This is a genomic window from Pseudomonas sp. FW305-70, from assembly GCF_058783925.1.
Window position 1 is genome coordinate 19,906 of the sequence record NZ_JBYSYZ010000049.1, and the last position, 16,067, is coordinate 35,972.

At 61.2% G+C, this 16,067-nt stretch carries 18 protein-coding genes; 7 read left to right on the forward strand and 11 right to left on the reverse strand.

Features of this window, described 5'->3' with window-relative positions; genetic code table 11:
- The first annotated feature begins 268 nt into the window (after nt 1-268).
- Nucleotides 269-1,291: a transporter gene (locus tag AC3WN7_RS25380; protein WP_102675449.1), complete on the forward strand. Its 1,023-nt coding sequence runs from the start codon at nt 269-271 to the stop codon at nt 1,289-1,291.
- Nucleotides 1,292-1,486: 195 nt separating this feature from the next.
- Here AC3WN7_RS25380 and AC3WN7_RS25385 read toward each other — a convergent pair whose 3' ends face one another.
- Entirely contained in the window at nt 1,487-2,383 is an 897-nt protein-coding gene (locus tag AC3WN7_RS25385) for a LysR family transcriptional regulator (RefSeq protein WP_102675448.1), read from the reverse strand.
- A 122-nt stretch (nt 2,384-2,505) separates the two neighbouring features.
- On the opposite strand from AC3WN7_RS25385, the gene AC3WN7_RS25390 reads away from it, so the two are divergent.
- Nucleotides 2,506-3,264 carry an SDR family NAD(P)-dependent oxidoreductase gene (locus tag AC3WN7_RS25390; RefSeq protein WP_102675447.1) on the forward strand — a complete coding sequence of 253 codons (759 nt, stop codon included), beginning with the start codon at nt 2,506-2,508 and terminating at the stop codon, nt 3,262-3,264.
- 166 nt (nt 3,265-3,430) lie between these two features.
- Here AC3WN7_RS25390 and AC3WN7_RS25395 read toward each other — a convergent pair whose 3' ends face one another.
- The gene (locus AC3WN7_RS25395; protein WP_095967905.1) at nt 3,431-3,862 is read right to left on the reverse strand and encodes a multidrug/biocide efflux PACE transporter; all 432 of its coding nucleotides are present in this window, start codon (nt 3,860-3,862) and stop codon (nt 3,431-3,433) included.
- Nucleotides 3,863-3,952: 90 nt separating this feature from the next.
- Here AC3WN7_RS25395 and AC3WN7_RS25400 point away from each other — a divergent pair, with 90 nt between their 5' ends.
- The gene (locus tag AC3WN7_RS25400) at nt 3,953-4,807 is read left to right on the forward strand and encodes a LysR family transcriptional regulator (protein ID WP_102675446.1); all 855 of its coding nucleotides are present in this window, start codon (nt 3,953-3,955) and stop codon (nt 4,805-4,807) included.
- A gap of 94 nt (nt 4,808-4,901) precedes the next feature.
- Here AC3WN7_RS25400 and AC3WN7_RS25405 read toward each other — a convergent pair whose 3' ends face one another.
- From AC3WN7_RS25405 to AC3WN7_RS25415, 3 genes are all read right to left on the reverse strand, one after another.
- Nucleotides 4,902-6,137, reverse strand: coding sequence for an RNA polymerase sigma factor (locus tag AC3WN7_RS25405; protein ID WP_102675445.1), 1,236 nt, complete (start codon nt 6,135-6,137; stop codon nt 4,902-4,904).
- Nucleotide 6,138: 1 nt separating this feature from the next.
- Nucleotides 6,139-6,483 carry a YciI family protein gene (locus AC3WN7_RS25410; RefSeq protein ID WP_102675444.1) on the reverse strand — a complete coding sequence of 115 codons (345 nt, stop codon included), beginning with the start codon at nt 6,481-6,483 and terminating at the stop codon, nt 6,139-6,141.
- 66 nt (nt 6,484-6,549) lie between these two features.
- The gene (locus AC3WN7_RS25415) at nt 6,550-6,975 is read right to left on the reverse strand and encodes a YybH family protein (RefSeq protein ID WP_102675443.1); all 426 of its coding nucleotides are present in this window, start codon (nt 6,973-6,975) and stop codon (nt 6,550-6,552) included.
- A 141-nt stretch (nt 6,976-7,116) separates the two neighbouring features.
- Between AC3WN7_RS25415 and AC3WN7_RS25420 the strand changes: the two genes are divergently transcribed.
- Nucleotides 7,117-7,602, forward strand: coding sequence for a GNAT family N-acetyltransferase (locus AC3WN7_RS25420; protein WP_102675442.1), 486 nt, complete (start codon nt 7,117-7,119; stop codon nt 7,600-7,602).
- A 124-nt stretch (nt 7,603-7,726) separates the two neighbouring features.
- Here the strand turns inward: AC3WN7_RS25420 and AC3WN7_RS25425 are convergent, their stop codons facing one another.
- The 3 genes from AC3WN7_RS25425 to AC3WN7_RS25435 form a co-directional block, all read right to left on the reverse strand.
- Nucleotides 7,727-8,215 carry a GNAT family N-acetyltransferase gene (locus AC3WN7_RS25425; RefSeq protein ID WP_102675441.1) on the reverse strand — a complete coding sequence of 163 codons (489 nt, stop codon included), beginning with the start codon at nt 8,213-8,215 and terminating at the stop codon, nt 7,727-7,729.
- A 98-nt stretch (nt 8,216-8,313) separates the two neighbouring features.
- Entirely contained in the window at nt 8,314-8,799 is a 486-nt protein-coding gene (locus AC3WN7_RS25430; RefSeq protein WP_095967911.1) for a GyrI-like domain-containing protein, read from the reverse strand.
- A 67-nt stretch (nt 8,800-8,866) separates the two neighbouring features.
- Nucleotides 8,867-9,529 carry a LysE family translocator gene (locus tag AC3WN7_RS25435; RefSeq protein ID WP_102675440.1) on the reverse strand — a complete coding sequence of 221 codons (663 nt, stop codon included), beginning with the start codon at nt 9,527-9,529 and terminating at the stop codon, nt 8,867-8,869.
- Between the two features lie 139 nt (nt 9,530-9,668).
- Between AC3WN7_RS25435 and alaC the strand changes: the two genes are divergently transcribed.
- The gene (alaC, locus tag AC3WN7_RS25440) at nt 9,669-10,883 is read left to right on the forward strand and encodes an alanine transaminase (protein WP_095967913.1); all 1,215 of its coding nucleotides are present in this window, start codon (nt 9,669-9,671) and stop codon (nt 10,881-10,883) included.
- Between the two features lie 183 nt (nt 10,884-11,066).
- Here the strand turns inward: alaC and AC3WN7_RS25445 are convergent, their stop codons facing one another.
- Entirely contained in the window at nt 11,067-12,419 is a 1,353-nt protein-coding gene (locus AC3WN7_RS25445) for a GntP family permease (RefSeq protein WP_015096544.1), read from the reverse strand.
- A gap of 81 nt (nt 12,420-12,500) precedes the next feature.
- On the reverse strand, nt 12,501-13,034 hold the full coding sequence (locus tag AC3WN7_RS25450; RefSeq protein ID WP_095967914.1) for a gluconokinase: 534 nt from the start codon (nt 13,032-13,034) through the stop codon (nt 12,501-12,503).
- A gap of 215 nt (nt 13,035-13,249) precedes the next feature.
- Here AC3WN7_RS25450 and gntR point away from each other — a divergent pair, with 215 nt between their 5' ends.
- Nucleotides 13,250-14,281: an HTH-type transcriptional regulator GntR gene (gene gntR, locus AC3WN7_RS25455; RefSeq protein WP_095967915.1), complete on the forward strand. Its 1,032-nt coding sequence runs from the start codon at nt 13,250-13,252 to the stop codon at nt 14,279-14,281.
- A gap of 155 nt (nt 14,282-14,436) precedes the next feature.
- Here gntR and AC3WN7_RS25460 read toward each other — a convergent pair whose 3' ends face one another.
- Nucleotides 14,437-14,685, reverse strand: coding sequence for a DUF6124 family protein (locus tag AC3WN7_RS25460; protein ID WP_007974480.1), 249 nt, complete (start codon nt 14,683-14,685; stop codon nt 14,437-14,439).
- Between the two features lie 386 nt (nt 14,686-15,071).
- Here AC3WN7_RS25460 and AC3WN7_RS25465 point away from each other — a divergent pair, with 386 nt between their 5' ends.
- Entirely contained in the window at nt 15,072-15,710 is a 639-nt protein-coding gene (locus tag AC3WN7_RS25465) for a glutathione S-transferase family protein (RefSeq protein WP_015096547.1), read from the forward strand.
- Nucleotides 15,711-16,067 lie beyond the last annotated feature (357 nt).

Genomic DNA, 16,067 nt, shown 5'->3' on the forward strand with positions numbered 1-16,067 from the left:
GGGTACTCATGACAGGAATGAGGCACGCCCAAAAAAGGCGTGAAAGGTGTCCGGACATCCCTGTCTGCGGTCTCGGCCGAGGCCTGCGGCGCGCAACTTAACCCAAGCGTGATCGGCGTGCCAGAGCGGTTCTTTAGAAAAATCCGACCACCGGTAGAGCATTCGTTTGCGTTATTTTTCTGTCACAAAAACGTCATCCCGACTTGCGATGATGCCGCTCAAGTGAACCTGTAAAACACGCGACAGGCGCCTCCCCTTGCGAGTCCTCATGAACCACAGCATCGATCAAAGCCATCGCGACACGGATCTGTTCGGCCTGCTTTACGGTTTCAGTTTTCGCCCCGGTGAGGCCGGTCGGGAAATCAACTCCGCCCAAGCCTTGCAGTACCTGCAACAACCGCAAAGCGACGAACAGTTTCTCTGGCTGCACCTGAACCTGGCCCATGCCGCGTGCGAGCGCTGGATGAAAAGCCATCTGGAACTGCCCGAGGAATTTTTCGAGGCGCTGCACGAAGGTTCGCGCTCGACGCGCATCGAGCATGTCGACTCCGCGTTGCTGGCGGTGGTCAACGACGTGGTGTTCAACCTCAGCAACATGGTCTCCTCGGATGTCTCGACCTTGTGGGTGTGCGCCCGCAGCCGGCTGATCATCAGCGCCCGTCTGCAGCCGCTGCACTCGGTGGACAAGTTGCGCTCGTCGGTGAAGGCCCGGGAATGCTTTCGCTCCCCGCTGGAGCTGCTGGTGCATTTGCTGCGCGACCAGGGTGAAGTGCTGACCCAGATCGTGCGCAAGACCAGCCAGAGCGTGGACCAGATCGAAGATGAGTTGCTGTCCTCGCGCCTGTCGACCAACCGCGCCGAGCTGGGCGCCAATCGCCGGGTGCTGGTGCGCTTGCAACGGCTGCTGGCGCTGGAGCCAGGCTCATTGCTGCGCCTGCTCAACCGGCCGCCGCAATGGCTGCAAAAGGAAGACGTAAAGGAGCTGCGCAAATCCACCGAGGAGTTTGCGCTGATCATCAACGACCTCACGGCGCTGGGTGAGCGGATCAAGCTGTTGCAGGAAGAGATCGCCGCCAACATCAACGAACAGACCAACCGCACGCTGTTCACCCTGACAGTGGTGACGGTGCTGGCGCTGCCGATCAACATCATCGCCGGTTTCTTCGGCATGAACGTCGGCGGCATTCCGCTAGCCGATGACCCGCAAGGATTCTGGATCCTGGTGGCACTGGTCGCGACCTTTACCGTGATTGCCGGACGCTGGGCGTTTCGCAAGCAGCAGGATTATTAAGATCAAAAGATCGCAGCCTTCGGCAGCTCCTACAGGTCAACGGTGATCCTTTGTACTGGTTGTTCACCCAACTGTTCTGAACACCGCAGTACCCTGTGGGAGCGGGCTTGCCCGCGAATGCGTCGGCACATCCGGCAGCTATGTGTCAGACAGACCGCTTTCGCGAGCAAGCCCGCTCCCACAAAAAGCCTTGTCTCAGGTTTCCGAGCGGATCACTTCCCCCAGCCAGTCCATGAACACCCTCACCCGCAACGGCAAATGCCGCTGCCGGGCATAGAGCAGCGACGCCTCCATGGACGGCGCATTGAACGGCGACAACACCTCGACCAGTTCACCGCTTTGCAGGTATTGGTGCATGCCCATTCTCGGCGCCTGAATCAGGCCGAAACCACCCAGGCCGGCGGCCTCATAGGCATCGGTGCTGTTGACCGTGACACTGCCGGCCATCGGCAGTCGCTGCACCTGCCCCTTGTCGACGTACACAAAGCCTTCCGAACGCCCGCCCAAAACGCCGACGTAATGCACCAGCCGATGCCGTGCCAGATCCTCAAGTCGCTCGGGCACGCCATAGCGCTGCAGATACGCAGGGCTGGCGCAATTGACCATGGTGAAGTCACACAGGTGTCGCGCCACCACCGATTGGTCCGGCTGGGCGCCGATGCGCAGCACGCAATCGAACCCTTCGGCGAGCAGATCGACCCGGCGGTCGGTGCTGCTGATTTCCAGCTCAAGCAGCGGGTGCTGCGCCATGAACGCCGGCAGGCGCGGCATCACCACACGACGGGCGAGAATGTTCGGCAGGTCGATGCGAATGCGCCCCACCAGCGACGCCTCGTCCTGGCGAAACAAGCCCTCGATTTCGTCCATGTGCGACAGCAGGTCCTTGCTGCGCTCATACAACACCAGACCATCCTGGGTCGCCTGGACCTTGCGCGTGGTACGTTGCAACAGCCGGGTGCCGAGCAACGCCTCCAGCGCCTGCACATGCTCGGACACCGTTGATCGAGGCAGCCCGAGGCTTTCACCGGCCTGGGTGAAACTCGACATCTCGCTGACACGGACAAAGGTGCGCAACAGTTCCAGTTTGTTCATCAGCCTGCTCTTTCATTGTTCTGTTTATCCGACCAGTGATTCCGGTTTCACTCTATTTATCACCCCTACACGGATAAATAAACTTCCTCACATCAACCGCCCACTGCACCTGAGGAAGTCCCATGAACCGTAAAATCGCACTGATCACCGGCGCCAGCCGCGGCCTCGGCAAAAACGCAGCCCTGCATCTGGTCGCCCAAGGCATCGACATCATCGGCACCTACAACAGTCGCGTCGATGAGGCCCAGGCACTGGTGGCCGAGATCGAAAGCCTGGGCGGTCGCGCCGTGATGCTGCAACTGGACGTTGCCCGGAGTGAAAGCTTCAGCGCCTTCGCCAGCGAAGTCGCGAAGGTCCTGCACAGCCACTTCGAGCGCGAGCGTTTCGATTTTCTGGTGAACAACGCCGGGATCGGCCTGCACGCCAACTTCGTCGACACCACCGTCGAGCAGTTCGACCTGTTGGTGAACATCCAACTCAAGGGGCCGTTTTTCCTCACGCAGAGCTTGTTGCCATTGCTCAATGACGGCGGGCGCATCATCAACATTTCCAGTGGCCTGACCCGTTTCAGCCTGCCGGGCCACAGCGCCTACGCGGCGATGAAAGGCGCGATGGAAGTGCTGACCCGCTACCAGGCCAAGGAACTCGGTGCGCGCAACATCGCGGTGAATATCCTCGCACCCGGCGCGATTGAAACCGATTTCGGCGGTGGCGCCGTGCGCGACAACCCCGGGTTGAACACCCTGGTGGCGAACAACACCGCCCTGGGTCGCGCCGGTTTGCCGGATGACATCGGCGCCGCGATTGCGCTGCTGCTGGCGCCAGGCAGCCAGTGGATCAATGGCCAGCGCATCGAGGCGTCGGGGGGGATGTTTTTGTAAGGCTTACTGTTAAACATCAGGCCAAACACAATCCCTGTGGCGAGGGGGCTTGCCCCCGTTGGAGCGCGAAGCGGTCCCAAGCTTTTTGCGACTGCTTCGCAGCCGAACGGGGCGGTGCGGCGATCCGACAAGCCCCCTCGCCACAAAAAACCTGGTTCAAACTCATTCAGTAAACCTGGCGCAGCACCAACCGCTCCCGAACCACGTCATACCCCCAGTGGTACACGTAGGTGTACGGCAGGAAGAACAGCAACACGCCGATATCCAGCAGGAACGCCTGCCACAGGCTGACATCCATCCACCAGGCAATCAGCGGCACGCCAAGCGCGACCAGACCGCCTTCGAACAACAGCGCATGCACCACGCGGACCCAGGCGTTGTGGGCGATGGCGAGGCGCTTGAGCACCCGGTCGAACATACCGTTGAAGACCACGTTCCAGGCCAGGGCCAGGGCGGCGATGAGGACGGTGACCATGCCCATCTCCAGCATCGGCTTCTTCATGATCCAGGCCAGCAGCGGGGTACAGATCAGGATGGCCAGCAGTTCGAAACCGATGGCCTGGAAAATACGTTCAGTAATGGATTTGTTGGCGCTCATGGCCGAACTCCCTCGAGTGACTGTGGTTGCCATGATCTGTCATCACATCGATACTTCATAACCAATAACCATCGATCAAGGCGATAGTTCATGGCCTCTCACGAAGTGTTGCTGGCGTTTGTCGAAGCCGCGACCCAAGGCTCCTTTTCCGCCGCGGCGCGCAAGCTGGGCCGCAGTCAGTCGACCATCAGCGCGGCGGTGGCCAGCCTGGAAATCGACCTCAACCTGACGCTGTTCGACCGCAGCAGCCGCAAGCCCGGGTTGACCCCGGCCGGACGCGTCATGCTGCAACGGGCCGAAGACATCCTGGCCGCCAGCAGTCGTCTGGAAATGACCGCCCGCCAACTGTCCCAAGGGGTGGAAGCGAAGCTGACGGTGGCGCTGTCCGATACCTATCAGTCGGACCGTTTCGAGGCGTCACTCAGTGCCTTCGAGCAGCGTTACCCGGACCTTGAACTCGAATGCCTGATCGCCGAATGCGATGACCTGGTGTCGCTGGTGCAAAGCGGCCGGGCGCAGATTGCCTTCGCCGAAATGCAGGACAGCTACCCGCCGGACCTGGTCAGTTCGACGGTGGACGAGCGTACGGAAATCGCCCTGTTCGTGTCCCCTGCCCACCCGTTGGCAAAGCTGGACTACGTCGATCAGGACGTCCTGCAGCAACACCGCGAACTGCGCCTGGCGACCATCATCAATCCCTATGAAAGTCGGGCGAAGGGCCGCGTCTGGTCGGCGCCGAGTTATCTGATGCTGCTGGAAATGGCCCAGGGCGGATTCGGCTGGGCGCCGTTGCCCCGCTGGCTGGTGGAGCGCTTCGGGCCCGGCACCTTGCAGGAACTGGTGGTGCGCGGCTGGCCGAAAACGGTGTCGGTGGATGCGTTGTGGTCACGGCTCAATCCGCCGGGGCCGGCGGGGAGCTGGTTGCTGGGCAAGATGCTGGAATAGCGGTGTGGCCATTCGCGAGCAAGCCCGCTCCCACATTGGAATGCGTACACCTGTGGGAGCGGGCTTGCCCGCGAAGAGGCCATCACATTCAACATCACTCCAACGCCTTGAGCCGCGCTTCGATAAACCGCCGCTCCGGCTCTTGCCGGGTCAACACCAGTGCCCGTTCCCACGCCGCCCGCGCCTCTTGCTTGCGACCCAGCTGCCGACAAAACTCCGCCCGCGCCGAATGCGCCAGGTGGTAATCCAGCAGTTCGCCCCGCGCCAGAATGGCGTCGACCAGCGTCAGCCCTGCCTGCGGTCCATCGCGTTGGGAAATCGCCGCCGCACGATTCAACTCGATCACCGGCGACGGCACCGCCCGCAGCAGCACGTCATACAGGCCGACAATCTGCGGCCAATCGGTTTCCCCCGCCGTCGAGGCTTCGGCATGCACTGCCGCGATGGCCGCTTGCAGGCAATAGGGCCCGAATCGCCCCAAGCCCAACGCGTGCTCGATCAGCGCGCAGCCTTCAGCGATCAACCCGGCGTCCCACAGCGAACGGTCCTGCTCGTCGAGCACAATCAACTCGCCGCTCGCCGAAGTCCTGGCCGGGCGTCGCGACTCGTGCAGCAGCATCAACGCCAGCAAGCCCATGACCTCCGGCTCCGGCAACAACTCCACCAGTAACCGGCCGAGACGGATCGCCTCGCGGGTCAAGTCCTCGCGGACCAGTTCGGCGCCAATGGACGCCGAATACCCCTCGTTGAACACCAGGTAGATCACCCGCAATACGCTGTCCAGGCGCTCGGGCAACTCAGCCAGCGTCGGCACTTGATAAGGGATTTTCGCGTCGCGGATTTTCGCCTTGGCGCGCACGATGCGCTGGGCGATGGTGGCCGGGGCCGAGAGAAAGGCCCGGGCAATTTCTTCCGTGGTCAGGTCGCAGACTTCCCGCAGCGTCAGTGGAACTTGCGCGTCCGCCGCCAGGGCCGGGTGGCAGCAAGTGAAGATCAGCCGCAGGCGATCGTCTTCCACGTCTTCATCACTCCAGTCTGCCTGTTCCAACGCCTCCAGCTGCGCGATCAGCAAGGGCTGCGACGCGGCAAAACGGGCGCGCCGGCGCAAGGCATCGATGGCCTTGAAGCGCCCGGCGGACACCAGCCAGGCCCGCGGATTGTCCGGTACGCCGTCACGCTGCCAGCGTTCGACCGCGATGAAAAACGCCTCGTGCAAGGCCTCTTCGGCGAGGTCGAAATCACCGAGCAAACGAATCAGGGTCGCAAGAATGCGCCGCGACTCTTCGCGATAGACCCGCTCGACCTGCGCCTGAACCGGCAGCCCTGGCATCTTAAGGATTCAACTGCCGAACGGGGCGCACTTCGACACTGCCGACCCGGGCCGCCGGAATGTTCCCGGCGACCTGGAGGGCTTCGTTGAGGTCCTTGGCATCGATCAGGTAAAAACCGGCCAACTGCTCCTTGGTTTCAGCGAATGGACCATCGGTGATCGACAGCTTGCCGTTGCGCATCCGCACGGTGGTGGCGGTCTGCACCGACTCCAGCGCCTCGGCGGCGACCATCCGCCCACTGCCCTGGATCGACTCGGCATAGGCCATGCACTCTTCGTCCTTCGGGCTTTCCGGCAGCGAATGCAGCAGGTGCTCATCGCTGTAGACCAGGCATAAGTACTTCATCACGCTCTCCTTATCGAACGATCAACTATGGTCGCTGACTGGCATTCTGGCTCGGCTTCCCGACGATCAGGGCTTGAGGTCGAACAGCGTCGCACCGCTGGTCATGTCGAACGGCGCCGACCAATGTTCGTGGACGATCTGCCACAGCCCGGCTTCCTGTCGATAGCACTGCGAGACACGCATCCAGCAGGCCTGGGTTTCGCCCTTGTCGTTGGTGCCACCGCAATGGGCCAGCCAGTGAGCGAACGCAATCTCCTGGGACGGCTCGATGGTGATTTCCTGGAATTCGAAGATGTGCGGGCCTGGGCACATTTCCATGCAGGCCTGCCAATGCGCGCGATACGCCGGTTTGCCTTTGAATTGCAGGGCCTTGACCGCGTCGAAGGAAACGATGTCATCGGCATACAGGGCCATGACTTTTTCAATGTCCTTGGCCATGACCGCCTGGCGATAGTTCTCGATGAGGTTCTGGATCTGGGTTTGCGAGTTCATGGTGGTTCTCCGTGGTTTTTATTGGAAGACACCCTTAGTCGTCTGGCGATCCGGCGAATCGACAGAAGAAATAAAAATAATCCAAACGGCCAGAATCGCTAGAATCCGAGGTTCTATTCATGTTGGAAAAAGGACACTCCCGTGACAGCCCGACTCGTGCCTTACGAAAGCCTGAATGCGCTGCAGCGCCAACAGGTCGAGGCCATTGAAGTACATCCGGAGCAGATAAAGTTCTCCGGTGATATCCACGGTGCATTGCACACCTTGTTGTCCAGGCCCGGCCCGGGGGTCAAAGGATTTGCCCTGCTGGCCGAAGACATTCCCGTGGCCTTCCTGCTGCTCAAGCGCCCCCCCGTATTGCCTGCGTGGGCCAATGAACACAGCGCCACCCTGCATGCGCTGCAGGTCGATCAACGTGCTCAGGGCAAAGGCTACGGCAAGGCCTGCCTGCAGGCACTGCCCGAGGCGGCGCGCCTGGCCTGGCCAGAGATCCGGGGGCTGGAGCTGTCGGTGGATGCCGACAACGAAGCTGCCATCGCCCTGTACGCCAGGTTCGGCTTTGTCGACAGCGGCGAGGCGTACAAGGGCCGGATCGGCTATGAGCGGCGGATGGGGCTGACCTTTTGAGGTAACCCCATTCAAATGTGGGAGCGGGCTTGCTCGCGAAGGCGCAGTGTCAGCCAACGATGATGTCGACTGACACTCCGCCTTCGCGAGCAAGCCCGCTCCCACAGGGGATCTTCGGTGTGGCTTACAGCGCCAGCACCATCTCATGCCAGGCCATGCCGCCATGGTCCGACGCCGATGGCTTGACGTAGGCAAAGCCGAACCCTGCATACAACGGAATGTGCCGCTCCTTGCACATCAGGTTGATGCTGACCTTGCCCATCGCACGCATACGCTCGATGAATTCGCCCATCAAAAGCCTGGCCAGGCCCTGCCCCTGATAATCCGGGTGCACCACCACCGACATGATCACCACGTGCGGCCCGGCCGGGTCGTGGCCGATCAGTTCCTTGAACGCTTCGTCCGACATTTCCACCTGAAACGCCGCACCGGAATTGATGAAACCGGCGGCGACGCCGTCCACTTCAGCAACGATAAACCCCTCGGGCCATGTGGCGATGCGGGTGGCGATCTTCTCGCGGGTCGCGGCTTCGTCACCTTCATAGGCAAGGGTTTCGATGGCAAAGCAGCGGTCCAGATCGGCGGGGGTGACGTTGCGGATGACGGTGTTCATGGCGGCTCGGGATCAGCATGGGAAAGGCTGGGGATGATAAATCAGCCGCCGTGGGACATCGAGAGACGAATCGGCTGATCCGCCTCTCGCGGCAGGTGTCATGCCTTGATCGGCAGCCAGAGTTCCAGCTTGCCGGTGTTGAGCTTGGGGTTGAAGTCTTCGCTGTAACGTTCGAACTCCGGTGCCGCCAATAGCTCGTGGCCGGACTGCGGCAGCCACGTGCCATGGATGTACTGGAAGGTTTGCGGCAGGGTGTCCAGCGGCCCCTTGTGCTCGAACACCGCGTACAGCTGCGGCTGAACTTCCACCCACCGGTAAGTTTCCGGCAAATCATCGAGCTTGCTGATCTCGACCCCGGCGATGTAATCGAAGCCGCCCTTGCCGTCGAAATTGCAGCAGACGCCGTAGGTGACTTCGCCTTTCTGGCCCGGAATATGACCCAGATGCGGGATGAATTTCTCCCAGAGCTCGGGAATGCCCTGGGTGGTTTGCTGGGTGAATGGTCCGCCCAGCCCTGCAATCAGCAGGAAGTGCCCGTGTTCGAAGCGCGGTTGCGTCAGTTCGACGCGTGCTAACTCATCCATGACTCGACTCCTGACGCATAAAAATGGGTTCGGCTGGGAGTATAGAAGCCAAACCCGATTCGCCCAGTTACAGGGCGTGCAACGGCTCGACCGCACCGGCGCCAACGAACTCGTTATAACCCGATAGGATCACGTAGACCGCGAAATAACAGAAGATCGCCGCCGATGCCATGTAGGAATAACGCAGCAACTTGTCGCCGAGCAACTTGCCGCCGTGGCTCGCGGCAAAGCACAGCCCGACACACCAGAGAATCCCCGCGCAGAGAAAACCGCCGAGAAACAGCGCGGAGCTGAGGGCGCCACCGCCGCCGGAACGGGCGATCAGCGTGCCACCCACGGCGGCGAACCAGAGAATCGCACTGGGCGACGACATGGCCAGGAAGATTCCGCGAAAGAACGCCTTGCGATGGGAGTTGTGCCCCACCTCGGCCGATTGCGCCAGCACCGCTTCGTGGTGAATCGCCGAATAAATCATCTTCGCCGCGAAATACACCAGCAGCGCCGAACCGCCGATCCACAACACCCAGCGCACGGTTTCGTACTGCAGCAACACGGTCATGCCAGCCAGCGCCAGTACCGCGTAGATCAGGTCGCCGACGCAGGTTCCGAGGCCCAGGGCAAAGCCCTGGAAATAGCCGCGCTGCATGGCCAGGGTGATCATCGCGATGTTGGCCACGCCGATATCCAGGCACAGCGAAAGGCTCAGCAAGAAGCCACTGGTAAATTCCATCGAACCCTATCCTTCGGAAAAATTTGTTTACTTTGAGGCTGGACAGTCTGCCACAGCTGCCCTTACATTCCGCCACAGGTCACCGCAGTGACCAGCGTCGCTCGGACGGTTCCGGGCGCTTACGTTATCCGAGGCAACAATGGCCGAACAAGGTTCGCCGCGCCGCTTTGCGCGCATCGATCGACTCCCCCCTTACGTTTTCAACATCACCGCCGAGCTGAAGATGGCCGCCCGTCGTCGTGGCGAAGACATCATCGACTTGAGCATGGGCAACCCCGACGGCGCCACGCCGCCGCACATCGTCGAAAAACTCGTCACGGTGGCCCAGCGCGAAGACACCCACGGCTACTCCACCTCCAAGGGCATTCCGCGCCTGCGCCGGGCGATTTCCAACTGGTACAAGGACCGCTACGAGGTCGACATCGACCCGGAAAGCGAGGCCATCGTCACCATCGGCTCCAAGGAAGGCCTGGCACACCTGATGCTGGCGACCCTGGATCAGGGTGACACCGTGCTGGTGCCCAACCCGAGTTACCCGATTCACATCTACGGTGCCGTGATTGCCGGCGCCCAGGTGCGGTCGGTGCCGCTGGTGCCGGGCGTGGATTTCTTCGCGGAGCTGGAGCGGGCCATTCGCGGTTCGATCCCGAAACCGAAGATGATGATCCTCGGTTTCCCGTCCAACCCGACCGCCCAGTGCGTGGAGCTGGACTTCTTCGAGCGCGTCATCGCCCTCGCCAAACAGTACGACGTGCTGGTGGTGCACGACCTGGCCTACGCCGACATCGTCTACGACGGCTGGAAAGCCCCGTCGATCATGCAGGTGCCGGGGGCCAAGGACATTGCGGTGGAGTTCTTCACCTTGTCCAAGAGCTACAACATGGCCGGCTGGCGCATCGGCTTCATGGTCGGCAACCCGGAACTGGTCAACGCCCTGGCGCGAATCAAGAGCTACCACGACTACGGCACCTTCACCCCGCTGCAAGTGGCGGCGATTGCTGCCCTGGAAGGCGATCAGCAATGCGTGCGCGACATCGCCGAGCAGTATCGGCAGCGCCGCAACGTACTGGTCAAGGGCCTGCATGAACTGGGCTGGATGGTGGAAAACCCGAAAGCGTCGATGTACGTCTGGGCCAAAATCCCTGAGGCTTACGCGCACCTGGGTTCGCTGGAGTTCGCCAAGAAACTGCTGGCCGAGGCCAAGGTGTGTGTCTCGCCGGGCGTCGGGTTTGGCGAGTACGGCGATGATCACGTGCGCTTCGCGCTGATCGAAAACCAGGACCGGATTCGCCAGGCCGTACGCGGGATTCGCGGGATGTTTCGCGCGGATGGGTTGGCCCCGAAAACCAACTGATAACACATGACCTTGTGGGAGCGGGCTTGCTCGCGAATGCGGTGTACCAAACAACATCTTGGTTGACTGACACTCCCCCTTCGCGAGCAAGCCCGCTCCCACATTTGAATTGTGTTCAGCCATAAAATCGAGCACCCACAAAAAAACCGCATCGCTGCGGTTTTTTTGTGTCTGCCGAATCGCTTAGACGAACAGCGACAACAACAGGATAAAGCCCAGGCCCACCACCGACAGGATGGTTTCCATCGCGGTCCAGGTCTTGAAGGTTTCGGCCACGGTCATGTTGAAGTACTGCTTCACCAGCCAGAAACCGGCGTCATTCACGTGGGACAGGATCAGGGAACCGGCACCGGTGGCCAGCACCAGCAGCTCACGGTTCACGCCCGGAATCATCCCCACCACCGGCACCACGATGCCCGCGCCAGTGATGGTCGCCACAGTCGCCGAACCAGTCGCAATGCGAATCACCGCCGCCACCAGCCAGGCCAGCAGGATCGGCGAGATCTGAGCGTTCACCGCCATGTGGCCGATCACGTCACCCACACCGCTGGTCACCAGCATCTGCTTGAAGCCACCACCGGCACCGATGATCAGGATGATCGCGGCGGTCGGCGCGAGGCTGGCATCGAGCCACTTCATCATCTGGCTGGAACCGATGCCCTGCTTGTAACCGAAGGTATACAGCGACAGCAGCAAGGCCAGCAGCAACGCCGAGATCGGGTGACCGATCAGGTCCATGAAGGCGCGGAAGATGTTGCCATCGGGCAGCACCACGTCGGCAAAGGTCTTGAGCAGCATCAGGAACACCGGCAGCAGCACGGTCACCAGCGTGATGCCGAAGCTCGGCAGATCGGCCGAATCCGATTCGCGGGCCAGTTGATCCACCAGCTCCTGGTTCGGATGACCGGGAATGTGCTTGGCAATGAACGTACCGAAGATCGGGCCGGCGATGATGGCGGTTGGCAGCGCAACGATCAGGCCGTACAGAATGGTCTTGCCGATGTCAGCACCGAACACACCGATGGCCAGCAGCGGCCCCGGGTGCGGCGGCACCAGGCCGTGTACCGCGGACAGACCCGCCAGCAGCGGGATACCGATCTTGATGATCGACACGCCAGTGCGGCGAGCGACGATGAACACCAGCGGGATCAGCAGCACGAAGCCGATTTCGAAGAACAGCGGAATACCGACCAGGAACGCCGCGAACATCATCGCCCACTGCACCTTGTCCTTGCCGAAGGCGCGGATCAACGTCTGTGCAATCTGATCCGCACCGCCTGATTCGGCCATCATCTTGCCGAGCATCGTGCCCAGTGCGAGGATGATGCCGACAAAACCAAGCACGCCACCGAAGCCGTCCTGGAACGCCTTGATGATGGTGCCGATCGGCATGCCGGAGGTCAGCCCGAGGAAGGCTGCGGCGATGATCAGGGCAAGGAAGGGGTGCAATTTGAACTTGGTGATCAGGACGATAAGCCCGATCACCGTGACCACTGCATCGAGCAGCAGGAACGTCTCGTGGGACATGCCAAACATTAGGGGTGTCTCCTGGTTGTTGTTGTTATTAAAGCGGGTTAGTCAGAAGCCGCGAGGACAGCGCTGTCTTTGCAAGCACAGTCATACCGCCTGTTTCAGGCCGTTCGTCTGCCACCAGGCATGAGCCTGCGCAGCCAGTTGCTCGACGCTATGGGTCGAAGCATCCAGCGCCAGGGTCAGCGGTTCGCCGACGGGCGATTCGAGGGTGGCGAACTGGCTGTCGATCAGGGTCGACGGCATGAAGTGGCCCGGCCGATGGGACACGCGGTCGGCGGCCACCTCGGGGGTCAACTCAAGGAACACGAAGCCCAGGCCCGGCAAGGCGCTGCGCAGACGTTCGCGATAGATGTGTTTGAGCGCCGAACAGGTCAGCACCGGGCGCTCACCCTTGGCGTCGACACGGCGCAGTTCATCGCACAGGCTGTCGAGCCAGCCGGCGCGGTCTTCATCGTTCAGGGGGATCCCCGCGCTCATCTTTTCGATATTGGCGGCAGGGTGGAAAGAGTCGCCTTCAATGGCCGTAGCGCCGCTCAGTTGGCACAGGGCCTCGCTGACGCACGTCTTGCCGCAACCGGCAACGCCCATGATGACCAGGGCGGTGATGGGATGGTTCATGTAACACCTCAGCGCGCAGACAGCGCTACCTTTGCCAGTTATGACACTAGACCAAAAGCAGAAGTTGCCGACGCCTTTCTTGTCATTTTAAGGGTTGCAGCAGGTTAGGTCCCAACACCAAAAAGCGAGGATCAGGCGAACCCTCGCTCACGCATTTGCAGCTGCGTCGAGACAGCGCTACCTTAGTGCCTTGAATTTTGTTTGGCAAGCCGTCGATGAACACAACCAAGAACGATAAAAATACCCGCACCACTGGCCGCCCTACCCTGAACGAAGTTGCCCGACTGGCCGGCGTCAGCCCGATCACCGCCTCCCGCGCCCTGCGTGGCGTCAGCACCGTGGCCACTGAACTGGTGGAAAAAGTGCAGAAAGCGGCGCTGGAGCTCAACTATGTCGTCAACCCTGCCGCCCGCGCCCTGGCCTCGGCCCAGAGCCATTCAGTCGTGGTGCTGGTGCCTTCATTATCCAATTTGCTGTTCATCGATACCCTGGAAGCCATTCATCAGGTTTTGCGCCCCAAGGGCTTCGAAGTGCTGATCGGCAACTTCCACTACTCACGCGATGAAGAAGAAAACCTGCTGCGCAACTACATGGCCTATCAGCCACGCGGCTTGCTGCTGACCGGGTTCGACCGCACCGAAAGCTCGCGGCGGATGATCGAAGCCAGCAACATTCCCTGCGTGTACATGATGGAGCTGGACAGCGCCGCCGGGCTTAATTGCGTGGGTTTCTCGCAACTGGCGGCCGGCGAAACGGCGGCCGAACACTTGCTGTCTCGCGGTCGCAAGCGCCTGGCCTACATCGGCGCGCAGCTGGACCAGCGCACCTTGCTGCGCGGCGAAGGTTTCCGCAAAGCCCTGCAAAAGGCCGGCTTGTACGACCCGGCGCTGGAAGTGCTGACGCCCCGCCCGTCCTCGGTCGGCCTGGGTGGCGAATTGTTCTTGCAGATGATCGCCAGCCGCCCGGATGTCGATGCGATCTTCTTCGGCAACGACGACCTGGCCCAGGGCGCGCTGCTCGAAGCGATGCGACACGGGATCAAGATCCCCGAGCAAGTGGCGATCCTCGGCTTCAACGACCTGCCCATGTCCGAACACATGGTCCCGCGCCTGAGCAGCATCAACACCCCCCGCGAGGCCATCGGCCGCCGCGCGGCGGAGCAGATGCTGACACTGATGGCCGGCAACACCGTGGCCCGACCGGTGCAGGACATGGGGTTTGAGTTGAAGGTGCGGGAGAGTACATAGACGCGACATAACCGCAGTGAAGTGAGATTTTGTGGCGAGGGGGCTCGCCCCCGTTCGGCGGCGCAGCCGTCGCAATGCGGATAGAACGCATCCGTTCATATTGGGAGCGCTTCGCACTCCAACGGGAGCAAGCTCCCTCGCCACAGGTTCGGCGATCAATCCTGCGGATCGAGGTTATCCAGCACCCGATTCACCGCCAGTTCCGCCAGCATGATGATCTGTGCGATCGCCAGCGCCGTGTTGCGCTGGCTGCCTTCCAGAAACGTTGCAAAGTCATTGGTCATCACACTCGCCGAGGCCAGTGACTCGCAGGCGTGCGCCAACAGCGTTTCGTTATTGATGCCAGGCGAGATGGAGAACATCGGGCTGGGATTGCGTGGGGGGTTGGGCGTGGGTTTGAACATGGCAATGCTCCTAGAGTGATGGAGCTGCCACGTCTCGCTGCGATACGAAGGGTGGCAGCTGTACGCGGGTCGCAGACCGGGACTCTAGAACCCGGTAGACCCGAAGGTCTCCCACGCACAGCCGCCATAAAGTGAAGTGATCACGAATGGTGGACGCTATGCGTCTAGAGATACCCGGGCTGCGAAACCCGATCGCTGAATTTGCAGCGACACGGAACGATAGAGTCCGGATACCAGGCGCACAAGTCGGCGGATTCTGGCGTAGTTGTAGGCAAGGGTGCAAGAAAGCGTAACCTGCACAACTCATCTGAAGCCGCTCTCCTACAGCGCCTTCCTACATACCACCACCTACAATTGCCTGTACGTCATTCTCGCTGGAGCAGAACATGGAACATGTACTGAAGATTCTCGGCAAAGCGTCGTCCATCAACGTCAGAAAAGTCCTGTGGACCTGCGAGGAACTGGGCATCACCTACGAACGCGAGGACTGGGGCAGCGGTTTTGCCTCTACCCACAGCCCCGAGTTCCTCCGGTTCAATCCCAACGCGCAGGTGCCGGTGATCATCGATGAAGCCGGAGTGTTATGGGAGTCCAATACCATCTGCCGCTACCTGGTGGGCAAACACCATCACCATCATGCCGAGCTACTGCCTGCCGAACCGGCCGCCCGCGCTCGGGTGGAGCAGTGGATGGATTGGCAAGCCACCGAGCTCAATCCGTCCTGGAGATACCCGTTCATGGCACTGGTGCGCAAAGACCCGGAGTTCCAGGACCCGCATAGCCTCGAGGTCGGCATTCGCGGCTGGAACCAGAAGATGGCCATCCTCGAACATCAACTCGCGACCACCAAGGCCTATGTTGCCGGGCCACGGTTTACTCTGGCCGACATCGTCATCGGCCTGTCCGTCAACCGCTGGCTGATGACCCCGATCGAGCGCCCGGATTACCCCGCCGTCGATGAGTATTTCAAACGCCTGGCGCAGCATCCCGGCTTCCTGAAGCATTGCTGCAACGGCTTGCCTTGAACGGCCGCAGGTTGCCGATCTTACGCGTGTGACCTGGATGAACGCGGCGCACTGGAGTCCATCGCCAGCAAGCTGGCTCCTACAATTTTGCGGCCCCCTGTAGGAGCGAGCTTGCTCGCGATGGTCGTTAACGATAACGCGTGTGACCTGGATAAACGCGGCGCACTGGAGTCCATCGCCAGCAAGCTGGCTCCTACAATTGCGGTCCCCTGTAGGAGCGAGCTTGCTCGCGATGGACGTTAACGATAACGCGTGTGACCTGGATAAACGCGGCGCGCTTGAGTCCATCGCCAGCAAGCTGGCTCCTACAATTGCGGTCCCCTGTAGGAGCGAGCTTGCTCGCGATGGACGTTAACG